The following is a 21,741-nucleotide window of genomic DNA, read 5'->3' on the forward strand; positions in this document are numbered from 1 at the left end:
CTGGTTTCCTATTTTTTATACAAAATTCCCTAAAAATGATAAACACCCGGTACAATTCCGGGTGAAATTTTATAATAAAGGAGATAATAATCTTGATACAGATTCAACAACACGAATGGATAACGGACGTTGTTGAAATGTTTCATAATCAATTGGACTGGCTTCTTTTAAATCTTCAAGAAAATCAGCAACAAGTTTTTTTGTACTATCCGTATGATATAAAAAAGCGTTTACTTCGAAATTGAGATGAAAGCTGCGCATATCCATATTAGCTGTGCCGATTGATGCTAATTCCCCATCAACGATCATGATTTTACTATGCAAAAATCCTTTTGAATATTCATAAATTTTCACACCTGCTTCCAACAATTCCGGGAAATAGGATCGTGAAGCATAAAAGACAATTTTTTTATCTGGTCGTTTCGGTGCCAAAATGCGGACATCAAGCCCGCTTAAAGCAGCGATTTTTAATGCTGTTAGGATATCTTCATCAGGCACAAAATACGGCGACGCAATCCAAATCGATCGCTGAGCAGACGTAATCATTGCAAAATATAAATGCTTAATGACTTCCCATTTCTGGTCAGGACCACCCGCAATTAACTGAACTCCCCCCTGACCGTCATAATGAACGAGCTCTGGAGATAAATATTCCGGTGTCAATAACGTTTTTCCCGTCATATAATACCAATCTTGCAAAAAAATAAGCTGTAGCGTCCGGACCGCTTCGCCACGAATCCATAAATGCGTATCGCGCCAAAAACCGAAATATTTATCTTTTCCTAAATATTCATCACCGATATTCAGTCCCCCGACAAAGCCAATCGTTCCGTCAATCACAATAATTTTTCGATGATTGCGGAAGTTAATGGTGTTGCTCAAAAACGGCAAACGAACCGGTGAAAAAGGAATCATTTCTACCCCGGCATCGCGCAGCTCTTGAATATACGTTTTGGATAATTTCCAGCTTCCTACAGCATCATAAAGAAAACGGACATGAACCCCTTTTTTTGCTTTTTCTATTAAAATCGTTTTTAGCTTCTGTCCAACTTCATCATGGCGAACAATGTAATATTCTAAATGAATATGGTGTGTCGCTTTTTCCAGTTCTTCAAAAATAGTAGAAAATGTTTCTTCGCCATTCGTCAATACCCTTGTTTCCGTTGCGAGAGAAACCGGGCTTTTTCCAATTCGATGAGCCAGCTGAAGCAGCGGATGTTGGTGTTCTCCAATCGGCATCTGTTCTATCGCCCACTCTCGCTGTCCTTGAAATTTTAAAAATGTTTGTTCATCGAGCATCGCCTTTTTTTGGAAAAGCCTCTGCTTTCGATAATTTCTTCCAAACATTAAATAAAAGAAAAATCCAATTAGCGGGAAGCTTCCGAGCACGACAAGCCACGTGATTGTATGGGCAGGCTTTCTGTTTTCGAGAGAAATAACAAACGCAATGAAAACAACAGAGCAAGAAATTAAAATACTAAGCCCACCAAGCAGCTTCCCTTCCCAATAATCATTGGTCAAAAATAAAAAAGCCGCTACAGCCAGAACAAAAATAATAACCCTTAACGTATTTCGCAATGAAATTCACCTGACCTATTTTCTAAACTTTCCCGCCGAAGAAAACGCCGATTTCAGCAGTTGAAATCGGCGGCTACTTTAATGGAAAATATTGTTTGATCGCCTCTAAAGCATTGTCGCGAATAATCTCTTTTCCATATTCCTCTAAACGGTAAATCGTAACTTGCGAATCCATTCCATATTCTAGAAGCAAGCTCAAAATGTTGTCCATTTCATATTCGGTGTAATCTTCCTCATTAAATTGGACAAATAAGTAATATCGATCTTCAAATTGGAAAAGACGATTGTCAAGTCCTGTAAAGTTAGCACGATGTGCAAGGGCAATCAAATCTTCGATATCTTTAAAACAAATAGTAAACTGAAGGATTTCCTTATCATTATCGTCGGCAAACGATTCATCATTGCGTACAATATGGAAATGATGGTCAAGCAGTTCTTCAATTTTTTCATCAACTGGGACTGGAAAATCGCGCAATTTTTCTTCCGGAAGCGGAAGTTCCAATTTGCTTCCATCTTTCGATAATTGCGCTTTTGTGACAAGCACTTCTAACCCTTTATCCAATGCTTGTACTTGAATCCAAAGAGGGCCCTCAAGCGAAAAATCGCCTTCGCTATGAACCTCATCCATCATTTCCCAAAATAATTCTTCGCTGCGCTCACGGTTATACCAAATTTCTTCCCGGTCAAAACCACGTTCTTCTATATCAACATAAGAAATATAAAACTTTACTGTATGTTCATTAATTCGTTCTATTTCCATATTGCCGAACTCTCCCTTCCTAAAAAAAGAATAAAATTGAAGGGACTTTTACCCCCAAAAATTCTATCTTAAATACAAGATTATGTCTTGTACTTTTATTTTATGATAAAAATCGAAAGATGGGAAATAAAAAAACCAAGTTTTTAAAAATTGGGTATGAAATAAAACATGCCCTACTATAATGATGGTGAAAACAAAAGAAATGAGGGACATGCATGGCTGGCGAATATGTGACATCCATTCTTCTCATCATTGGCATTGATATTATTCTTGGAGGAGATAATGCTGTTGTTATCGCGTTAGCAAGCCGCAAGCTGCCGGAACGAAAACGAAATATCGCAATTTTCGTTGGCACCGCGTTGGCCATTTTCATTCGCATTCTCTTAACAGTAGGGATCGTGATATTATTAAAAATCCCTTTTTTGCAGCTAGTCGGCGGCTGCATTTTGCTTTGGATTTCTTTAAGATTAATGGTTCAAAAAGAGGAAGCGAGTGCATCTATTAAATCGGAAACATCCCTTTGGAAAGCGATATGGACAATTGTGACTGCTGATATTGTGATGGGGTTAGACAATGTTCTTGCGATCGCTGGAGCAGCTCAAGGTCATACTTCTCTCGTTGTGTTTGGTTTTCTTTTTTCCGTTCCCATTATCATTTTAGGCAGTAAACTAATTCTTTATGCGATGGAGCGATACCCTTTCCTCATTTATATTGGCGGAGCTCTGTTAGCCTATACCGCCGGAAAAATGATCAGCGAAGAACAACAAATCCGCTATTTATACGACAGCGCTGCTGCATGGAAACCGATGTTTCCATTTATTACAGCGACATCAGTCGTTTTGCTCGGTTTCATTATCAATCGTAGAAAATTGCATCGTTGGACATAAAAATATGGATCGGCTGCTCAATAAAGAGATGATAAAAAACTTCTACATGGCGGGCCATGTAGAAGTTGGTTCTCCTCTTATTCATTAACGAGACGTTGCGCTTGACGAAGTTGATATGCTCGCACTTTTCGCGGCAAGAAACGGCGAATTTCGTCTTCATTGTAACCGACTTGAAGCCGTTTTTCATCAATAATAATCGGTCTGCGTAAAATTCCCGGATGTTTTTGAATAAGTTCATATAAATCTTGAAGCGGCAACGATTCGAGATTGATGTTCAGCTTTTGGAAAACTTTTGATCTTGTTGAAATAATCTCGTCTGTTCCTGTTTCCGTCATGCGTAGAATTTCTTTAATCTCCTCAATCGTTAACGGTTCGGAGAAAATATTGCGTTCTACATAAGGAATATTATGTTTTTCTAGCCATGCTTTCGCTTTTCGGCATGACGTGCAACTTGGTGAAGTATACAATTTCACCATATTCTCACTCCCTTTCAACAAGGATAACCTAACCTTGCCTTCTATATCAATGGAACGAACTAGCTAAACTCTGCAGCTACAAAACATGGTAATTTGAAATAACTCTAACATAATACATTATACAATAAATATATAAATAAAGATATAGTTTTTCAAAAAAGTCATCTATTTTCTAGGTTTATTTTTCACCGCTTCTTCCAATAAAAAGAAAAATCACTTACAATAAAATTAGAGCGATTGTCTGGGGGGAGAGCGTTCATGACACAATATGTTATGGATTATATCATCGTTTTCGTAATGATTGTTGGCATCACTGCGTTAATGGGAGTCATCGCGAACGGTATTGGCGAAAAAATTTTCGGCGGTTCGAAGCGAAAAGAACATGTAAACGAAACAAAACGTACACAAGCTGGCTGGAATTTAGTCGGCGGCAAAAAATAAAACGATCTCTCAAATCGAGATCGTTTTTATTTATACATCGATACATATCTTTTATATTCTGCTTCCGAACATAATACGAAATGCCCCGGAGTAATTTCACGAAATTCCAATTCTTCTCCTTCTTTATAATTGTGCTGTGACGGATCATAGATAATCCGTTTGCGCGTCCGCTCTGTTTCCGGGTCAGGAAGCGGGATTGCTGACAATAACGCTTTTGTATAAGGATGAATCGGATTGCGGTACAATTCTTCGGCCTCCGCAAGCTCCACCATTTTCCCAAAATACATAACGCCAATACGATCGCTAATATATTTCACCATGGACAAATCATGAGCGATAAACAAATATGTCAAGCCTTTTTCCCGCTGCAACTTTTTCATTAAGTTCACCACTTGCGCCTGAATCGACACATCCAACGCAGAAATCGGCTCATCAGCGATAATAAACTCTGGCTCTACCGCTAGCGCGCGGGCAATCCCGATACGCTGGCGCTGGCCGCCGGAGAACTCATGCGGATAGCGATTGGCATGCTCACGGTTTAAGCCGACTGTCTCAAGCAGCTCATATACGCGCTGCATGCGTTCTTCCTTCGTTTTCGCAAGACCGTGAATATCGATGCCTTCAGCGATAATATCCGCAACGGTCATTCGCGGGTTTAACGAGGCGTATGGGTCTTGGAAAATCATTTGCATTTTTCGCTTTAATTCCTTTAACTCTTTTTTTGATTTTTTTCCATGAACGCTCACTCCGTTAAACAGCACTTCCCCTTCCGTCGCCTCATATAAACCGATAATCGTTCTTCCTGTCGTCGATTTGCCGCACCCGGACTCACCAACAAGCCCAAACGTTTCTCCTTTGTAAATATCAAATGTCACTCCATCTACTGCCTTTACCACTTCCCCTCTGCCAACGCGAAAATATTGTTTTAAATTTCTCACTTCGAGGAGTTTTTGTCTAGCCACGAGGTCCTCCTCCTTTCCGAGCAACAATTTGCGCAAATTTAGCCATGCGGTCGCGCACGATTTGCGGCGGCTCTACTTTTGGCGCATTTTCGTGCAACAGCCATGTCGCTGCATAATGCGTATCAGAAACTTTAAACATTGGCGGTTCTAATTCATAGTCAATTTTCAGCGCATATGGGTTTCTTGGCGCAAACGCATCGCCTTTCGGCGGATTCAATAAATCCGGCGGCGTACCCGGAATCGAGTATAGCTCCATATCTTTATGATCAAGGCTTGGCATCGAAGCAAGCAATCCCCATGTATATGGATGCTTCGGATTATAGAAAATCTCATCGACTGTGCCGATTTCAACAATTTTTCCCGCGTACATGACTGCCACGCGGTCAGCCATATTAGCCACGACACCAAGGTCGTGTGTAATGAAAATAATCGACATTCCCAGTTTCTTTTGAATATCTTTCATTAGTTCTAAAATTTGTGCTTGAATTGTTACATCCAACGCTGTCGTCGGCTCGTCAGCAATTAAAATTTTTGGGTTGCAAGCAAGAGCGATCGCAATCACGACACGCTGGCGCATCCCGCCGGAGAACTGGTGCGGATATTGTTTTATGCGCAGCTCCGCATTTTTGATACCGACAAGCTGCAATAGTTCAACTGCACGCTTGCGCGCTTCTTCTTTCGAGATTTTCTGATGTTTTAAAATTGCTTCCATGACTTGTTTGCCAATGGTCATCGTTGGGTTTAACGATGTCATTGGATCTTGGAAAATCATTGAAATTTTTGCACCGCGAATGTTTTGCATTTCTTTATCGGAAAGCTTCGTTAAGTCTTTTCCTTCAAACAAAATTTCTCCTTGTTTAATTCGGCTTGGTGGAGTTGGCAATAGCCGCATGAGCGCTTTCGAAGTCACCGATTTTCCGGACCCTGATTCACCGACAATGGCCAACGTTTCTCCTTTATATAAATCGAAGCTAACGCCCCGGACCGCCTGCACCTCGCCTGCATGTATGTCGAAGGAGATATGTAAATCTTTTACTTCTAATATTTTCTCCATGTTCTTCTCTCCTTCCGTCCATTATTTGCGCATTTTCGGATCTAACGCGTCACGCAACCCGTCTGCCACTAAGTTAAAGCTCAAAATTAATAAGCTGATGACAATTGCTGGAATGATCATTATATGCGGATATGTTTGAATCGATTTATATCCATCGCTAACTAATGAACCAAGCGATGCTTCAGGCGGACGAATGCCAAGACCGATAAAGCTTAAAAACGCTTCGGTGAAAATCGCGCTTGGAATCGTAAACATTGTTGTTATAATGATTGGACCGATGACGTTCGGGATTAAATGCTTAAAAATCAATCGGGAATTGGATGCTCCTAACGTACGAGCTGCAAGTACATATTCCATATTTTTTAATTTTAACACTTGCCCGCGGACGATCCGCGCCATCGTCGTCCAGCCAGTGATGACCATTGCCAGTGTAATTGAAATGATCCCAGGTTCAAAAATTAAAATAAACAAGATGACGATAATTAAACTCGGAATACCATTTAATATTTCAATAATCCGCTGCATAATATTATCGACGCGGCCGCCGTAATAACCGGAAATGCCGCCATAGGCGATCCCGATAAACAGATCGATTAACGCGGCCAATAACCCAATGTAAAGAGAAATACGCGTTCCGTACCACGTTCTTGTCCATAAATCGCGGCCTAAATCGTCTGTGCCAAACCAATAGTATTCTTTAATGCCCCGCTCTTTATATACGTCAACCCCGTTTGCATCTTTCCCGTCTAAATTAAGCCAGCTAATATGCTCTAAGACCGGAACTTTCGGCGGCAGTTTCGCATGATTTAAATTTTGTTCTTTATACGTGTGCTTGCTCGTCATCGGAGCGATAATCGCCGTGAGTGTTAAAATAATAATCATGATTAATCCAGCTATGGCTGCCTTATTCTTCCGTAAACGAATCCAGGCGTCTTGCCAAAATGTCAAACTTGGGCGGGTAATTTTTTCATGTTCACTGACATTCGGTGAAGCGGGTTGAAACAGATCTGGTGAAAGATTTTCATAGTTTAGTTTAGCCATCATTTTTTCCCTCCCGCTAAACGAATACGTGGATCGACGACACCGTATAGTATATCAACGATAAAAATCGCCAAAATAAGCAATGCAGAGTAGAACAATGTTGTTCCCATAATCACAGGGTAATCGTTTAATGAAATCGAACGGACAAATTGCTCCCCTAATCCAGGAACGGCGAAAATGTTCTCGATAACAAGCGTTCCCGTCATTAAGTTAACGATCATCGGACCAAGAATCGTAATAATCGGAATGAGCGAGTTGCGGATCGCATGTCTCACAATTACCGCTGCATTGCTAATTCCTTTTGCCCTTGCCGTTAAAATATAGTCAGAGCTTAATACTTCCAGCATTTCCGTGCGCATAAAGCGGGCGATATTAGCGATAACGCTAACCGACAACGCAAGCGTTGGCAGAATCGTGTATTCAAATCCTTCCCAAAACGCGACTGGCAGCCATTGCAATTTTACGCCGATAAAGTATTGCAAAAACCCGGCGAGCACAAATGATGGGATGGAGATTCCTAATACGGAAATAACGGTTGCCGTATAATCTCCCCACGTGTTATGGCGAATCGCCGCAAAAATGCCAAGCAACAGTCCAACAACAGTACCAAATACAATCGCCTGAAAACCAAGCTGCGCCGATGGTCCGATTCGTTCCCCGATTAACTCCGTTACAGGGCGGTTATCATACTGGAACGAAACGCCTAAATCCCCTTTTAATAAATTGCCTAAATAGCGGACATATTGCACTGGAACCGGATCGTTTAATCCGTATTTCTCTAAAATAATTTGCCGCTGCTCTGGCGTGAGTTTTTCTTGGTTTTGCAATGGTGAACCGGGAAGCAATTTCATTAAAAAGAACGTCACCGTCGCGATAATAAATAACGTAATGACCATATACACAATCCGTTTGATCACATATCGCGCCATTGGAGCACCTCCTCCAACATAATAATTAGAACCCGTGGTGCTAGATAAACTCAAACAAGCATAAAAATAGCCCTTGCATGAGGATCCCCTTAAAATGAAAGTGCAACCAACCATTAAAAAGGAGGATCCCTATGCAAGAGCACTTTCATTTTACTACAGATCGGGCCAAGATTCAAAAGCAATATGCCGCCATTTTCGTTTTTGTTTCTGCTCAACTTTCATGCATTCAGGTGCATCTTCATCGTCGAAATCGCCATTTGGTCAAGCAAGAGGACGCTGTCATCATCGCCATTCATCTTTTAGGAAAGCTGCTCGGTTTTACTTCTGAACGGGCGTGGCATCGTTTTGTCACGGGAAATTTGTTCACAAACGGCTCGTTTCTCGAACGTTCCCGGTATAACCGCCGCTGCCGGGCGCTTGGCTTCGCTATCAAATGGATCCGCCATGAGCTGGCAAAACGTGGCCAACATCATGCCTATGCCGTCGTGGACAGCTTGCCGCTCCCATTGTGCCATACGGCAAGAATGCATCGCGTCAAACGGTTTCAAGAGATCGCCGACATCGGGTATTGCGCTTCCAAAAAGCAATGGTACTACGGGTTGAAGCTACACCTTCAAGTGACCGATCAAGGGCTGCCAATGGGGTATGTGGTGACGGAAGCATCTTGCCACGATCGAATCGCAGCCGAAAGCGTGATGACCCAAATTCCCCACCCGTATAACTTTGGGGACAAAGGATTCATTAGCCGTGACTTGCAAAAAAGGCTGTACGAAGAATACCAAATGGCGCTTTGGACTCCGTCTCGAAAAAACCAGAAACATCGTGCGTCCGAGGCATGGGAGAAATGGATCCAACAAAAACGCAAAGTGATCGAGACGGTGTTCTCGGTTCTGGTTGACCACTATCGCATCACGGGGATCCGAGCCAATTCGATTATCGGATTTGAAGTGGCACTAGACGGTATATTGTTAGCTTATTCCCTGGTTACACTTGGGCTAGTTGAGCGCTAAAGCTCAACTAGCACCACGGGTAATAATTAGAATCTTCTCCTTTTTTCGACATTTTTCGCCTTTTCAGGCAAAAGGAGAGTATATGCTTTTCACATATACTCTCCTCCGCAATTATTGCAGAACTATTATTCGATATACGCCCATTTAAAGCTGAAATCTCCGCCAAATGGGTGAATAACAATATCTTTTACATACTCGCGTTGCAAGTACGCTCTACCACGCTGATAAAGCGGCGCGATCGGCACTTCTTCAAACAAGAGTTTTTCCGCTTTCAACATTGCATCCCAGCGGGCTTGCAGATCGCTTAGCAACGTTGTTTTTGCATCTTTAACAAGCTTGTCGTATTCTGGGTTAGACCAGCCAGTTTGGTTGTGCGGGCTGTTTGTCACCCAAAGATCGATAAATGTCATTGGGTCTTGATAGTCCGGACCCCAGCCAGAGAAGGATAAATCATACTGCATGTTGCTTTCTAGCTCAAGCTTTTGTTTGAATGGTTGTTGTTTAATATTCACAGTAAGGCCAGGCAAGTTCTTTTCAAGCTGTTCTTTAAGGTATTCGCCGATTTTCTTCGCAACATCATCGTCGTAGTTTAACAATTCAATGGTGAATTTGTCTTTGCCAAGCTCTTTTTTCGCTTGTTCCCATAATTTTTTCGCTTCTTTGACATCTGTTTTTATTAAGTCACCGTTTTCTTCACGGAAATCTTTTCCGTTTGGACCTTGAACAAAATCTTTAGGAACTAGGTAGTTTGCAGGAACTGTACCGTTATTTAAAAGCGTGTTAACAAGCGCTTCTTTGTCAACCGCCATGGCAATCGCTTTACGGGCGTTGACGTTTTTCAACAATTCATTTTTCGTGTTCATGCGCAGCCAGAAAATAGATGGTTCAAGGAATGTATGGAAGTTTTTATCATTTTTGTATTTATCAACAAACTCTGCACTTAGACCAACACGGTCAACTTTTTTCGTTTCATAAAGGTTTACAGCTGTTGCCGTATCTTTTACGACTTTGACATTGATTGTTTCTAGCTTCACATTGTCTTTATCCCAATAGTTCGGATTTTTCTTATATGTCCAGCCTTGTTCATGCTTCCATTCGCTTAATACGAACGGACCGTTGTAAAGCGTCGTGTTTGCTTCCAAGCCATATTTCTCGCCTTGCGATTTAACGAATTTTTCATTTTGCGGCATGAACGAGCCAAATACCGTTAAGCTTACGAAATATGGAACTGGATTTTTCAATTCTACTTGAAGCGTATGGTCATCTAGCGCTTTTACGCCAAGCTGGTCGACTGGCAATTTGCCTTGGTTGATTTCTTCTGCGTTTTTAATGTCATACATAATGTAGGCATATTCGGAAGCTGTTTTCGGATCTAATACTCTTCTCCACGCAAATACAAAGTCATGCGCCGTTACCGGGTCGCCGTTCGACCATTTTGCATCTTTGCGGAGTTTGAATGTGTAAACTTTGCCATCTTCGCTTACTTCATAGCTTTCCGCCACACCTGGAACCGGCTTGTTATCTTTGCCTAAACGGTAAAGGCCTTCCATCACGTTGTTCAACACGATGAACGATACTTGGTCTGTCGCAAGCGCGGAATCAAGCGATGGAATTTCCTGAGTTTCAAGCAAATTCAGCACTTGCTCTTTCTTTTCGTCCGGCTTGTTTGCGGAGCCGTCCTTGTCTTTTGCTGTGTCGTTGTTGCCTCCGCAGGCTGCTAGAAACGTGGTTACAGCCAAAAGAAGCACCAGAAACAATGATAGTTTCTTCTTCACTAAAAAGTCCCCCCTTAATGGTATGTAACTTATTAAAAATCTTCTGAATGTTATGTTTCAGAAGATTTTGCTTACCAACTATTATATATAGTATTAGTATATTTGGAAATAATTTTTTTATTTTTTTGAATAGAAATTTTCTAATTTTTTGTTTTAGGCAACTATACAGTTACTTTGAATTTTAATGATATTTTCACGAAATGTAAACAAAAAATTTTCACCATCTATCTAAGAAAACGCTTACAATATAATGTTTTTCGACAAATTTAGAATTCAAAGTATATGAATATAGGCTTTTTTAAGAATTTATATTCTTTTCTTAATATAATTCCTTTAATAATTTCTTCAAAGTTTATATTTCTAATTGGCTATGGAAACAGAAATCTTCGGAGTTTATTTGTGATACAATTAAACTGAAAATTTAGCTGTTTAGGGGGCATAAAATGAAGGCAATTGCTAGAAGTACATGCCTGCTTACGGCAGCCATGTTAATCATTAGTTTCTTTATCGTTCTATTTCGGGGAGAATGGACGTTTCTTTCTTTTGTCAATGTTACGTTTTTGCTTTCGCTTTTGCCTCTCGTGATCGGCGGGTTTTTATTCGTGTATGAACAGGGTTTTTTTAACGGTTTTGCATATGGGTTTCGGAAGCTGCGCAAAGGCAGTTCGAAAGCGAAACGTTATCTAGCGGAGCTGCAAGGAATATCCGCTGAGCAGCCGGTTCATCCCCAAAAATTCGCCATTACGTATCCTTTCTTGTTTTCAGGACTTATTCTGTTTCTCTTGATGATTGCCGCCGGATATGCCATACGATAAAGTTGCAGCAACTATCGCATTGTTTTATAATATAAAGCAATCAATCATATGAAACATGCGATGAGAAAGAAGAGTACATATTGCGATGCCTTCAGAGAGCTTGTGGGTGGTGCGAACAAGCGGCTAGCAATATGGAATGGGCTTTCGAGCATCCGGCTGAATGAGCAGTTGGCTTTAGTAGGCTTTGGACGTCTGCCTTACGTTATCAAGGCGCCATGCATATAAAAAGCATGGGCAAAGTGATTGCACGTCATGTGCAATAACTAGGGTGGCAACGCGGTCCTATCGTCCCTAACTCTCAGGGGGTAGGGCCTTTTTAAATTGATAAAAAAGGAGTGGTGTTATGAAAACGAGCTTTTCAGGAATTCAGCCAAGCGGCGTCATTACGCTTGGTAACTATATCGGAGCAATGCGGCAATTCGTGGAATTGCAGCATGAATACAACTGCTATTTTTGCATTGTCGATCAACACGCGATTACCGTTCCGCAAGATCCGGAAGAACTGCAAAAAAACATTCGCAGCTTAGCCGCTCTTTACTTGGCGGTCGGCATTGATCCGAATAAAGCTACTTTGTTTATTCAATCGGAAGTTCCTGCCCATGCCCAAGCGGGTTGGATACTGCAATGCATTTCTTATATCGGTGAACTAGAAAGAATGACTCAATTTAAAGATAAATCGGCAGGAAAAGAAGCGGTAAGTGCTGGGCTGCTTACCTATCCTCCATTGATGGCTGCGGATATTCTCTTGTATAAAACCGATATCGTTCCTGTTGGAGAGGACCAAAAACAACATATTGAATTGACGCGCGATTTAGCGGAACGATTTAACAAACGGTATGGAGAGATTTTTACGATTCCAGAACCGCGCATTCCAAAAATCGGTGCACGCATTATGTCACTTACGGATCCAACGAAAAAAATGAGCAAATCGGATCCAAACAAAAAGTCGTTTATTACACTTCTTGATGATGCCAAAACGATTGAAAAGAAAATAAAAAGCGCTGTAACCGATTCTGAAGGCGTCATCCGATATGACAAAGAAAATAAACCGGGAATTTCCAATCTCCTTAACATTTATTCGATTTTAGCCAATAAAACGATTGAAGAACTTGAACAAGAATATGCTGGGAAAGGATATGGCGTATTTAAAGCTGATCTTGCTCAAGTAATTATTGACACCCTTACTCCGATCCAAGAAAAATATTACGACTTGTTGGAAAGCAGCACGCTTGACCAAGTGCTTGACCAAGGAGCAGAAAAAGCAAACAAAGTAGCAACGGAAATGCTTGAAAAAATGGAACAAGCGATAGGGCTTGGAAGAAGACGCTAAAACAATAATAAAAGCAAGCCGAACGATGGCTTGCTTTTTTATATGTTTTATATGCTTATTAAGCTTTCCTATGCTGACTCTGGCAGAAATATCATTCATCATTGCGACTTTATTTTTCTTAATTCACTTTTGGCTCCTGTTCCATTTCCCAAAGCTTTTCAAAAAACGGCTGTCCTTTAATTAATTTTTCGCATAGCTGCTCATGTTTGTCGGACCAGCCGTATTTTGTCTCTTCGTATAAGTGCTGCCATGCCTCTTCAAACGACATTTTTTGAATATCAGGATATTTTTGCGGCGCCCATTCCGTATACCAGTAGCGTACCTCTGCAACGTTTTTCGTCAAATGAAGTTGGTCAAGCGCCATAAATAAAAGTTGTTTAAGCTGTCGTTCCTTTCGTGTAAGTCCCATCATCCATTCAGGGGAGGGCGACAAAATATGATACTCTTTTTCATGAGCAGGCAGCGGATATGGTTCTTCTTGATGTTCAGCGACCATTTCGTATACTAGCTGCTCCTGTCTCGGAATAAGGCGGCTTTTCCGAATCGGAATGTTATAACCAATCGTATCAACAGCAAGAATGCCATAACCGTCTGTAATGACAAAACAATAATCAAGCTGAATGCGTTCATGATTTTTTCGCACATATGCTTTTTGATATACGTCTTCAAGAAGCTGCTTTGGGATTTCCGATAAACTGTTTTCAATATAGTTGAATAGCGCAGAAGACACTTTGAGAAGCGGTACTTGATCGAGCAGTTCCACTTGATCATCTTTCCGCCATTCATGGAAATGACATACGTTGTATCCGTTCTCTTCCCCTTCAAACCAATTGACCCAAACATCATGCAGATACAGCATACGATACCCCTCACTTCTAAACCTATTTGTCCATCAGTATAGGCAGAGGGGGCGAATTTTATTCCATACTACCCTTTTTTATCCATTACTCTTCTCGGTAAGGGAAGTATAAGCTTCCCCACATTAGTAAAAGTCCTATTGGTAATAAATAACATTCTACTCTTGTGCAAATATATGAAAAATATTCGCTCCATCCCCGCTCTGGCGTCATAATGTTTAAATAAGCAATAACGGTTATCCCGCCAATGACAGAAACTCCAAAACCGACTAAATAAATAAATATGCGAATCATCGGGTCCCTCTTCTTTCTCTTAACTTGTCCATCTTATTTTTACATATATGAGCACCCGATGATCATCATGACTATTCCTTTTTTTCTAACGAAGCAAGATGCAACATCTGTTCTGAGTCAATGCCCATTAACTCGGAAAAGCGAGCACCATGTTCAAGGCAACGACGGACTATATAATATCCCACTGCATAACCAAGCATGGCTGGATAAAAACCGAGACCATAGAGAAGTCGAGAATATAACGGATGTCGTGGTAAAATTGACTGATATGGTGAAACATATCGTTTCCAAAAATGATCAAGTTGTTCATCTGAGTAATAGGTCGTCCAGCTTGCTTGATGACTCTTGCCAACATAACGGCCAACAGCATTTTCGGCAAGTCCTTCTAGTATGATCGCGTCTAAAAGTGTAACGCCTTCATCTTCCTTTTTTTGTTTTTTCAGGCGGCAAACATGATTATACTCATGTGTGATCAATGCCTCGATTTCTTTGTCCGAATGATGCGGTAATAAAAAAATAAGCAATTTATCGTGAAAAGCGACTCCGCCTTTACTATTAAACTCACGAGCCAATTTTCGATTATGTGTGTCTGCTGGAAAAAGAAAAAGAGGCACATCTGGACCGTTCCATTCCTTTTTTCGCTTCTCGTAAACCGCCTCGACTCGTTCCCATATGTTTTTTTGTTTCATTTGCTTAATCATTTCTCCGATATTTTTTGACGGTTGATACATACCGTAACGCACAAGATAAAGATAAATATCACGTGCTCTGGCGTTTGGAAAGTAGGAAGTTAGATGTTGGCATAGCCGAATAGGATTGTCATGCCATTCATCGAGCCATTGGTCGGTACGAATAACAGGCATCTTTTTCACCTCTTTTTCCGTTTTTTCTATCGTATGACGGAAAAGAAAAAGAGGTGAAAAAAGGCTATCTCTCTTCTATCGAGATAGCCGTTTTCCATTATTTTGTATATTTTTTGAAAATCAACGTTGCATTATGTCCGCCAAATCCAAGAGAATTGCTTAACACTGCGTTTACTTCTTGCTTTCTTGCCTCATTTGGCACATAGTCCAAATCGCATTCCGGATCAGGAGTTTCATAGTTCATCGTCGGCGGAATCATTCCATCTTTAATCGCTAATACGGAAAATATCGCTTCTACTGCTCCAGCCGCTCCTAACAAATGACCGGTCATCGATTTTGTCGAGCTGATCGCAAGCTTGTATGCATGGTCGCCAAACACTTCTTTAATCGCCATCGTTTCATATTTGTCATTGTATTCCGTACTTGTACCATGGGCATTAATATAATCAATCTCTTCCGGATTCATTCCCGCATCCGCCAACGCTTGGCGCATCGCACGAACACCGCCTTCTCCGCCTGGAGCCGGCGCAGTAATATGATATGCATCCCCTGTCGCACCATAGCCGACAATTTCCGCATAAATCGGCGCACCCCGGCGCAACGCATGCTCTAGCTCTTCTAATACGAGAATGCCGGCGCCTTCACCCATGACAAAGCCATCCCGATTTTTATCAAACGGACGGCTTGCCGTTCTTGGGTCTGGGTTCGTAGATAATGCCGTATTTGCACAAAATCCGGCTAACGCCATTTTCGTAATCGGCGCTTCTGTACCGCCAGTAATCATTACATCGGCATCGCCGCGTTGAATGACCTTAAACGCATCACCAATGGAATTTGTCCCTGTTGCACAAGCAGTGACCGTACAAGAATTGATTCCTTTTGCACCTAGAATAATAGATACTTGCCCTGCTGCCATATCCGGAATCATCATCGGCACAAAAAACGGGCTTACGCGACGGTAGCCGCGTTGTTGGAAAATTTCAAACTGCTGTTCAAACGTTTCCATTCCGCCGATGCCAGATCCGATCCAAACGCCGACTCTTGCCGCATTTTCTTCTGTAATTTCTAATTTTGCATCTTTTACCGCCATCAACGAGGCAGCGACAGCATATTGCGTAAAACGATCCATTTTACGTGCTTCACGTCGATCCATAAAGTCTTCCGGATTGAAATCTTTCACTTCTGCTGCTACTTTCGCCGGGAATTCATCTGGATTGACACGAGTAAGCACCCCTATTCCCGACTTGCCGGCAATAATGTTTTTCCATGTTGTTTCCACATCGTTTCCAAGCGGTGTTACTGCACCAAGACCTGTAACAACGACTCGTCTTTTTTCCATCGCTTCCGTCTCTCCTTTTTATCCGTATTGAGCTGCTAGCGGCCCCAACGTAAAGCGATTGCACCCCACGTTAATCCGCCGCCAAATCCAACCATAATTATGAGATCATCATCTTTGATTTTACCTGCTTCTAATTCTTCGACAATAGAAATCGGAATGGAAGCCGCTGAAGTGTTTCCATATTTTCGAATAGTTGTTGACATTTTCTCCTCCGGCAGTTCAAGACGCTGCCTTGCCGCCTCGACAATGCGAATATTCGCTTGATGTGGAATGAGAAAATCAACGTCGTTTTTCGATAATCCTGCTTTTTCTAAGACGTGAATGCACGATTCACCCATTTGACGAACGGCAAATTTAAACACTTCTCTACCGTTCATTACGATATATTCTTCTTTATATAAATGTTTTCCTCCTGTTCCGTCTGCACCTAATTCAAACGATAAAATACCACGTCCCTCGGAAACAGGCCCCATCACGACCGCACCAGCACCGTCGCCAAATAGCACTGCCGTATTGCGGTCATTCCAATCGATGATTTTGGATAATTTTTCAGCTCCCACTACCAATATATAACGATATGCGCCATTGTCAATAAATTGGCTTGCTGTGACCATTCCATAAATAAAGCCGGCACATGCCGCGCTAATATCCAATGCTGCTGCTTTTACCGCTCCAAGCCGTTCCTGCAGCATGCAGGACACAGATGGAAATGCCCTGTCAGGAGTTACCGTTGCTACTAAAATTAAATCAATATCTTGCGGAGAAATTTTTGCGTCCTCGATCGCTTTTTTCGCTGCAAAATATGCCATATCGGAAGTATCCATATCATCAGTGGCTATTCTTCGTTCTTCAATTCCCGTTCTCGTCCGAATCCATTCATCAGACGTATCCATCATCTTTTCCAAATCAAAATTTGTTAACACCTTTTCCGGCAAATACCGGCCGATTCCAATAATACCTGCTCCCACACTGAACATCTCCTTTAGTAGTATATAACCAATTATTATTACTTGGTACTAATTTTATCGGAAATAGAAAAAACGCGCAATAGAAATATGTAACACATGTGATTTGTCTAGTCACTTCTTAATTTTTTACATACAGTGCTAATAAGAATAAAGAAAAGGAGGCGGTGTTACGATGGATGATAAAGAGCAGTCAAAACAACCTAGCGAGCAGTTAGATCGTTTTTCCCGTTTAATGTTCGGTCCCTTTCCTCCACGGTCTTATCAATCACATGATAATCCAGCTGCTCGTACGGAGTCTTCTTCACAGCAAGACATTGATTTTATGCAGATCATTCAAAATATTGATACGCTGGTCGCTTCGTTTGACCAATTAAAACCATTGATGAAAAAAATTACTTCTTTGGTAGATATGTTTAAAAAATAAGAGGCGTCGTTAGACGGCGCCTCTTTTATTATTAACTCTTAATAACTAACAATAATTCCTCTACCGTTCCGATCATCAATAGAGGAATTCATGGAAGCTCATTATATTGTTGAAAAAATTGATCGATCGCTTTGCCAAATTGGTACCGTTTTTCCGGCAAACAATAAATCACATGAACGTTATGGTTAGTCATCCTCATCCATTGCTCATATTTTCGACAATGTAGAGAGGATGGGTAAGGAGTAATTCCTGATAATTGCCATATTTTTATTGGAACTTGATGCGGAACAAGCAGCAGTGAAGGAACCGCTTTTTCGACATTTGCCTCGTCTATATCGTATGCAAGCGCTATTTCTCTTGCCATTCGCTTATAAAAAAACTTATTTTCCTTTTCATACTCAAGTTGAGCGCGTAAATCTAGACAAGGGCTTAACATCACAATCGCGCGGATTTGCTTTGGCATTGTTTCAAGGAGCTGCAAAGCCACAAGCGCTCCCATTCCTTCCGCAAGAATATAAATACGATTGTTTAATATTTCACTTTTTAATACGCAGTAAATAAGTTGCTTAGCCAAGCGTACGGCTTTAGGACTTCCCCAATGCCGGCCGTATAAATGAGAGTAAAAAATGGTATAACCATATTCGAGCAACTCGCAAAGAAGATGATGGCGTCCTTTGTGCTCTATCCAAAAACTTGTATGTTCATTAACAAAATGATTCGTATCGCCAATAATAAAGACAGCAAATCCGTTTGGGCGCTCTGGCAAATGAATGATACACCACTGATCGTCGAGCTGAAAAAATCGTTGTTGAATCGTCATTGATATCCACCCTTGTTTTTACGATGCATAATTGTACAATATACAGTATGCGGAACGAAAAAAAAAGTACGGGTATATGCCTAAAAGATCAAGTTGTGGTAAGATAAGAAAAGGAAGCTAGAGAGATTGGGGGGAAGAAGCATGCGGCTTTTTTGGACGTTTTTCTGGACGTTCCTTTTAGTGCAAATGGCTACATACGTCATTGGCTCTATGCAAGGAATTCCATATAATTTTTCAACAGGGGCTTTATTAGGGGCGATCTTTACTATTTTGGTTATTATTGTAGCAAGCTTGATTCCTGATGAACCGATAGAACACCACTAAGAAAAACTAACAACAAGGCTGTCCTAAAATGAAGGACAGCCTTGTTTCTATTATTGGACTTCTACAACGATTTGCCCGTTCCGATAATCCACTACAACCGTGCTGTAGTCTTTCACACGTCCGGCGACAATTTCTTTTGCAAGCGGTGTTTCAATTTGCTTTTGCATAAATCGTTTTAACGGACGCGCCCCGTAAACTGGATCAAATCCAGACTCGGCGATATATTCTTTTGCTTTATCTGTCAAAGAAAGCGAAATATGACGGTCGCTAAGCCGTTTCGCTAATTCGTTCGCAAATTTTGTCACGATTCCTTTTATTTCATTCATGGTTAACGGCTTAAATAAAACAATGTCGTCGATTCGGTTTAAAAATTCCGGGCGGAAATGCGCGCGCAATTGCTGTAATACTTGCTTACGCGTCTCTTCTTTAATCTCTCCATTTTCCGTAACTCCTTCTAGCAATAAATGCGACCCGATATTCGATGTCATAATCACAACCGTATTTTTAAAATCAACGGTACGTCCTTGCGAGTCAGTAATACGCCCATCATCCAGCATTTGCAATAAAATATTGAACACTTCTGGATGCGCCTTTTCAATTTCGTCTAACAGGATGACGGAATACGGTTTGCGCCGCACCGCTTCCGTTAGCTGTCCTCCTTCTTCATAGCCGACATAGCCCGGAGGAGCTCCAATCAAGCGAGAAACAGCATGTTTTTCCATATACTCGGACATATCGATGCGGATCATTTGTTCTTCACTGTCAAACAACGCTTGTGCGAGCGTTTTTGCTAGTTCTGTTTTCCCGACTCCTGTCGGTCCTAAAAAGATAAAGGAACCAATCGGACGATTAGGATCTTTAATGCCAGCACGCGCCCGCAACACCGCATCAGCAACAAGTTCAACCGCTTCATCTTGACCGATGACTCGTTCATGCAGCAATTCATGCAGACGCAATAACTTTTCCCGCTCTCCTTCGACTAATTTCGTTAACGGGATTCCCGTCCATCGCGAAACGATTTCCGCAATTTCTTCCTCTGTTACTTCTTCGCGGAGAAGGCGCCCTTCTTTATTATTTTCATTCATTTCTTGTTCAAGCTGCTTTAATTGTTTTTCTAACTGCGGAATGCGGCCGTGACGAAGTTCTGCTGCTTTATTTAAATCGTATTCATTTTCCGCTTCTTCTAATTCCCGCTTTGCTTTTTCAAGCGCTTCGCGAACGTCACGCACGCGCTGAATCGCTTCTTTTTCCTTTTGCCATTGGGCTTTCATGCTGTTCGCTTTTTCCCGTAAGTCAGCCAGCTCTTTGGTGAGCGCTTCAAGACGTTCTTTACTCGCTTCGTCTGTTTCTTTTCGCAATGCTGCTTCTTCGATTTCCAATTGCATGACGCGGCGCATCACTTCATCCAGCTCCGATGGCATGGAATCCATTTCGGTACGGATGGTCGCACATGCTTCATCGACTAAGTCAATCGCTTTGTCAGGCAAAAATCGATCCGAAATGTAGCGATCGGCCAATGTCGCCGCCGCAACAAGGGCACGGTCATGAATTTTTACACCGTGATGAACCTCAAACCGCTCTTTTAAGCCGCGCAAAATCGAAATCGTATCTTCCACGCTCGGTTCTTCGACAAGAACTTGCTGGAAGCGCCGTTCGAGTGCCGGATCTTTCTCAATGTATTGCCGGTATTCGTCAAGTGTGGTTGCACCGATGCAATGCAGCTCGCCGCGCGCCAACATCGGCTTTAACATGTTGCCCGCATCTATCGCTCCTTCTGCCCTTCCGGCACCGACAATCGTATGCAATTCATCGATAAATAAAATAATTCTCCCTTCGCTTTTCTTTATTTCATTCAATACCGCTTTTAGACGTTCTTCAAATTCGCCGCGAAACTTCGCCCCGGCGACGAGCGAGCTCATATCTAAAGCAAAAATCGTCTTATCCTTCAATCCTTCCGGAACATCTTTGCGAACGATGCGTTGCGCCAATCCTTCGACAATCGCTGTTTTCCCAACACCCGGTTCCCCGATAAGCACCGGGTTGTTTTTCGTTTTGCGTGATAAAATGCGAATAACACGGCGAATTTCGCTATCACGACCAATGACAGGATCAATTTTTCCCGCTTTCACTTCAGCGACTAAATCGCGGCCGTATTTTTTTAATGCTTCATATGTAGCTTCTGGATTTGGACTTGTCACGCGCTGATTCCCCCTTATTTCCGTTAATACGTGCAACAATGAAGAACGGTTAATGTTGTAACGATGAAAAAGCCGTCCGATATCATCGGCCTCCGATGTAAAGGCAAGCAGTAAATGCTCAACAGAAATATATTCGTCTTGCATATTTTTTGCTTCTTCTTCCGCTTTTGTCAACAATCGCTGCAGCCGTTGGGACATATAAAGGTTTTCCGCACCAGCCCCAAGCACTTCTGGCTTTTTCTTTAACAACATTTGCAGTTCATGAGTGAATGCGTCTATATTAACTCGAAGCAGTGTGAAGATTCTTCTCGCAAGCCCTTCTTCTTGCTGCAATAATGCGAGCAGCAAGTGTTCGACATCGAGTTGCTGATGATTGTGCCGAATGGCAATCGATTGAGCCTCAAGAAAAGCCTCCTGCACTTTCTCCGTAAACTTATTTGCGTTCATCGACTTTCCCTCTCTTTTGACCTTTTTTGACTTTTAAGTATATTATAGCGGATGCCGACTTTTCTTTTCAAATAGAAAGCCACTCCAATATAGGAATGGCTTTGTAGTGGGGAATATACGGAACCGGGATGGCGACATTTCGCCGTTAC

The 21,741-nt window shown here is 41.7% G+C and carries 22 protein-coding genes and 1 other annotated feature; of the genes, 7 read left to right on the forward strand and 15 right to left on the reverse strand.

Translation table 11 applies throughout. From position 1 onward, the window contains the following. Nucleotides 1–69 precede the first annotated feature (69 nt). Together cls and mecA are read right to left on the reverse strand one after the other, a co-directional pair. Nucleotides 70–1,578, reverse strand: coding sequence for a cardiolipin synthase (gene cls / locus FNL97_RS13560; RefSeq protein ID WP_108430284.1), 1,509 nt, complete (start codon nt 1,576–1,578; stop codon nt 70–72). A gap of 73 nt (nt 1,579–1,651) precedes the next feature. Next, complete coding sequence (gene mecA / locus FNL97_RS13565; protein ID WP_012749450.1) at nt 1,652–2,338, reverse strand: adaptor protein MecA; 687 nt, start codon at nt 2,336–2,338, stop codon at nt 1,652–1,654. A gap of 215 nt (nt 2,339–2,553) precedes the next feature. Here mecA and FNL97_RS13570 point away from each other — a divergent pair, with 215 nt between their 5' ends. Further along, the gene (locus FNL97_RS13570) at nt 2,554–3,225 is read left to right on the forward strand and encodes a TerC family protein (RefSeq protein WP_012749449.1); all 672 of its coding nucleotides are present in this window, start codon (nt 2,554–2,556) and stop codon (nt 3,223–3,225) included. A 77-nt stretch (nt 3,226–3,302) separates the two neighbouring features. Here the strand turns inward: FNL97_RS13570 and spxA are convergent, their stop codons facing one another. Beyond that, complete coding sequence (gene spxA, locus FNL97_RS13575) at nt 3,303–3,701, reverse strand: transcriptional regulator SpxA (protein WP_003252337.1); 399 nt, start codon at nt 3,699–3,701, stop codon at nt 3,303–3,305. Between the two features lie 258 nt (nt 3,702–3,959). Here spxA and FNL97_RS13580 point away from each other — a divergent pair, with 258 nt between their 5' ends. Next, nucleotides 3,960–4,142, forward strand: a complete 183-nt coding sequence (locus FNL97_RS13580; protein ID WP_012749448.1) for a hypothetical protein — start codon at nt 3,960–3,962, stop codon at nt 4,140–4,142. Nucleotides 4,143–4,168: 26 nt separating this feature from the next. On the opposite strand, the gene FNL97_RS13585 is transcribed toward FNL97_RS13580, so the two are convergent. The 4 genes from FNL97_RS13585 to opp3b are packed head-to-tail and all read right to left on the reverse strand — an operon-like array spanning nt 4,169 to nt 8,128. Next, nucleotides 4,169–5,104, reverse strand: coding sequence for an ABC transporter ATP-binding protein (locus tag FNL97_RS13585; RefSeq protein WP_143415964.1), 936 nt, complete (start codon nt 5,102–5,104; stop codon nt 4,169–4,171). Next, a complete protein-coding gene (locus FNL97_RS13590) occupies nt 5,097–6,158 on the reverse strand; it encodes an ABC transporter ATP-binding protein (RefSeq protein ID WP_012749446.1) in 1,062 nt (353 codons plus the stop codon). Before FNL97_RS13590 ends, FNL97_RS13585 begins: the two co-directional genes overlap by 8 nt. A 21-nt stretch (nt 6,159–6,179) precedes the next feature. Next, nucleotides 6,180–7,202 carry an oligopeptide ABC transporter permease gene (gene opp3C / locus FNL97_RS13595; protein WP_502707756.1) on the reverse strand — a complete coding sequence of 341 codons (1,023 nt, stop codon included), beginning with the start codon at nt 7,200–7,202 and terminating at the stop codon, nt 6,180–6,182. Continuing rightward, nucleotides 7,199–8,128, reverse strand: coding sequence for an oligopeptide ABC transporter permease (opp3b, locus tag FNL97_RS13600; RefSeq protein WP_143415965.1), 930 nt, complete (start codon nt 8,126–8,128; stop codon nt 7,199–7,201). Before opp3b ends, opp3C begins: the two co-directional genes overlap by 4 nt. Before the next feature lie 131 nt (nt 8,129–8,259). Between opp3b and FNL97_RS13605 the strand changes: the two genes are divergently transcribed. Further along, nucleotides 8,260–9,138, forward strand: coding sequence for an IS982 family transposase (locus tag FNL97_RS13605; RefSeq protein ID WP_143415144.1), 879 nt, complete (start codon nt 8,260–8,262; stop codon nt 9,136–9,138). A 125-nt stretch (nt 9,139–9,263) separates the two neighbouring features. On the opposite strand, the gene FNL97_RS13610 is transcribed toward FNL97_RS13605, so the two are convergent. Then, nucleotides 9,264–10,913, reverse strand: a complete 1,650-nt coding sequence (locus tag FNL97_RS13610) for a peptide ABC transporter substrate-binding protein (protein WP_143415966.1) — start codon at nt 10,911–10,913, stop codon at nt 9,264–9,266. Between the two features lie 443 nt (nt 10,914–11,356). On the opposite strand from FNL97_RS13610, the gene FNL97_RS13615 reads away from it, so the two are divergent. Together FNL97_RS13615 and trpS are read left to right on the forward strand one after the other, a co-directional pair. Beyond that, nucleotides 11,357–11,728: a DUF3899 domain-containing protein gene (locus FNL97_RS13615; RefSeq protein WP_062679116.1), complete on the forward strand. Its 372-nt coding sequence runs from the start codon at nt 11,357–11,359 to the stop codon at nt 11,726–11,728. 51 nt (nt 11,729–11,779) lie between these two features. Further along, nucleotides 11,780–12,024: a binding site (T-box leader), on the forward strand. A gap of 47 nt (nt 12,025–12,071) precedes the next feature. After that, nucleotides 12,072–13,058, forward strand: coding sequence for a tryptophan--tRNA ligase (trpS, locus tag FNL97_RS13620; RefSeq protein ID WP_012749441.1), 987 nt, complete (start codon nt 12,072–12,074; stop codon nt 13,056–13,058). 118 nt (nt 13,059–13,176) lie between these two features. On the opposite strand, the gene FNL97_RS13625 is transcribed toward trpS, so the two are convergent. From FNL97_RS13625 to FNL97_RS13645, 5 genes are all read right to left on the reverse strand, one after another. Continuing rightward, a complete protein-coding gene (locus FNL97_RS13625; protein WP_012749440.1) occupies nt 13,177–13,917 on the reverse strand; it encodes a YjbA family protein in 741 nt (246 codons plus the stop codon). An 85-nt stretch (nt 13,918–14,002) separates the two neighbouring features. Continuing rightward, nucleotides 14,003–14,209, reverse strand: a complete 207-nt coding sequence (locus FNL97_RS13630) for a YuzI family membrane protein (protein ID WP_012749439.1) — start codon at nt 14,207–14,209, stop codon at nt 14,003–14,005. Nucleotides 14,210–14,280: 71 nt separating this feature from the next. After that, a complete protein-coding gene (locus tag FNL97_RS13635; RefSeq protein ID WP_143415967.1) occupies nt 14,281–15,072 on the reverse strand; it encodes a DUF2268 domain-containing putative Zn-dependent protease in 792 nt (263 codons plus the stop codon). Nucleotides 15,073–15,169: 97 nt separating this feature from the next. Next, on the reverse strand, nt 15,170–16,411 hold the full coding sequence (gene fabF, locus FNL97_RS13640; protein WP_012749437.1) for a beta-ketoacyl-ACP synthase II: 1,242 nt from the start codon (nt 16,409–16,411) through the stop codon (nt 15,170–15,172). 35 nt (nt 16,412–16,446) lie between these two features. Further along, the gene (locus FNL97_RS13645) at nt 16,447–17,379 is read right to left on the reverse strand and encodes a beta-ketoacyl-ACP synthase III (RefSeq protein ID WP_012749436.1); all 933 of its coding nucleotides are present in this window, start codon (nt 17,377–17,379) and stop codon (nt 16,447–16,449) included. Nucleotides 17,380–17,551: 172 nt separating this feature from the next. Here FNL97_RS13645 and FNL97_RS13650 point away from each other — a divergent pair, with 172 nt between their 5' ends. Continuing rightward, entirely contained in the window at nt 17,552–17,803 is a 252-nt protein-coding gene (locus FNL97_RS13650; protein ID WP_143415968.1) for a hypothetical protein, read from the forward strand. An 88-nt stretch (nt 17,804–17,891) separates the two neighbouring features. Here FNL97_RS13650 and FNL97_RS13655 read toward each other — a convergent pair whose 3' ends face one another. Then, complete coding sequence (locus tag FNL97_RS13655; protein WP_143415969.1) at nt 17,892–18,623, reverse strand: alpha/beta fold hydrolase; 732 nt, start codon at nt 18,621–18,623, stop codon at nt 17,892–17,894. Between the two features lie 141 nt (nt 18,624–18,764). Here FNL97_RS13655 and FNL97_RS13660 point away from each other — a divergent pair, with 141 nt between their 5' ends. Further along, complete coding sequence (locus tag FNL97_RS13660; RefSeq protein WP_012749433.1) at nt 18,765–18,947, forward strand: YjzD family protein; 183 nt, start codon at nt 18,765–18,767, stop codon at nt 18,945–18,947. 50 nt (nt 18,948–18,997) lie between these two features. Here FNL97_RS13660 and clpB read toward each other — a convergent pair whose 3' ends face one another. Continuing rightward, nucleotides 18,998–21,592, reverse strand: coding sequence for an ATP-dependent chaperone ClpB (clpB, locus tag FNL97_RS13665; RefSeq protein WP_143415970.1), 2,595 nt, complete (start codon nt 21,590–21,592; stop codon nt 18,998–19,000). Nucleotides 21,593–21,741 lie beyond the last annotated feature (149 nt).

The organism is Geobacillus sp. E263, from assembly GCF_007197795.1.
In the GTDB taxonomy this organism is placed as follows: Bacteria; Bacillota; Bacilli; order Bacillales; family Anoxybacillaceae; genus Parageobacillus_B; species Parageobacillus_B toebii.

Coding starts and splice junctions, on each gene's coding strand:
- mecA (WP_012749450.1), bottom strand. CDS start 2,338: ATGGAAATAGAACGAATTAATGAACATACAGTAAAGTTTTATATTTCT.
- FNL97_RS13570 (WP_012749449.1), top strand. CDS start 2,554: ATGGCTGGCGAATATGTGACATCCATTCTTCTCATCATTGGCATTGAT.
- spxA (WP_003252337.1), bottom strand. CDS start 3,701: ATGGTGAAATTGTATACTTCACCAAGTTGCACGTCATGCCGAAAAGCG.
- FNL97_RS13580 (WP_012749448.1), top strand. CDS start 3,960: ATGACACAATATGTTATGGATTATATCATCGTTTTCGTAATGATTGTT.
- FNL97_RS13590 (WP_012749446.1), bottom strand. CDS start 6,158: ATGGAGAAAATATTAGAAGTAAAAGATTTACATATCTCCTTCGACATA.
- opp3C (WP_502707756.1), bottom strand. CDS start 7,202: ATGATGGCTAAACTAAACTATGAAAATCTTTCACCAGATCTGTTTCAA.
- opp3b (WP_143415965.1), bottom strand. CDS start 8,128: ATGGCGCGATATGTGATCAAACGGATTGTGTATATGGTCATTACGTTA.
- FNL97_RS13605 (WP_143415144.1), top strand. CDS start 8,260: ATGCAAGAGCACTTTCATTTTACTACAGATCGGGCCAAGATTCAAAAG.
- FNL97_RS13615 (WP_062679116.1), top strand. CDS start 11,357: ATGAAGGCAATTGCTAGAAGTACATGCCTGCTTACGGCAGCCATGTTA.
- trpS (WP_012749441.1), top strand. CDS start 12,072: ATGAAAACGAGCTTTTCAGGAATTCAGCCAAGCGGCGTCATTACGCTT.
- FNL97_RS13625 (WP_012749440.1), bottom strand. CDS start 13,917: ATGCTGTATCTGCATGATGTTTGGGTCAATTGGTTTGAAGGGGAAGAG.
- FNL97_RS13630 (WP_012749439.1), bottom strand. CDS start 14,209: ATGATTCGCATATTTATTTATTTAGTCGGTTTTGGAGTTTCTGTCATT.
- FNL97_RS13635 (WP_143415967.1), bottom strand. CDS start 15,072: ATGCCTGTTATTCGTACCGACCAATGGCTCGATGAATGGCATGACAAT.
- fabF (WP_012749437.1), bottom strand. CDS start 16,411: ATGGAAAAAAGACGAGTCGTTGTTACAGGTCTTGGTGCAGTAACACCG.
- FNL97_RS13650 (WP_143415968.1), top strand. CDS start 17,552: ATGGATGATAAAGAGCAGTCAAAACAACCTAGCGAGCAGTTAGATCGT.
- FNL97_RS13655 (WP_143415969.1), bottom strand. CDS start 18,623: ATGACGATTCAACAACGATTTTTTCAGCTCGACGATCAGTGGTGTATC.
- FNL97_RS13660 (WP_012749433.1), top strand. CDS start 18,765: ATGCGGCTTTTTTGGACGTTTTTCTGGACGTTCCTTTTAGTGCAAATG.
- clpB (WP_143415970.1), bottom strand. CDS start 21,592: ATGAACGCAAATAAGTTTACGGAGAAAGTGCAGGAGGCTTTTCTTGAG.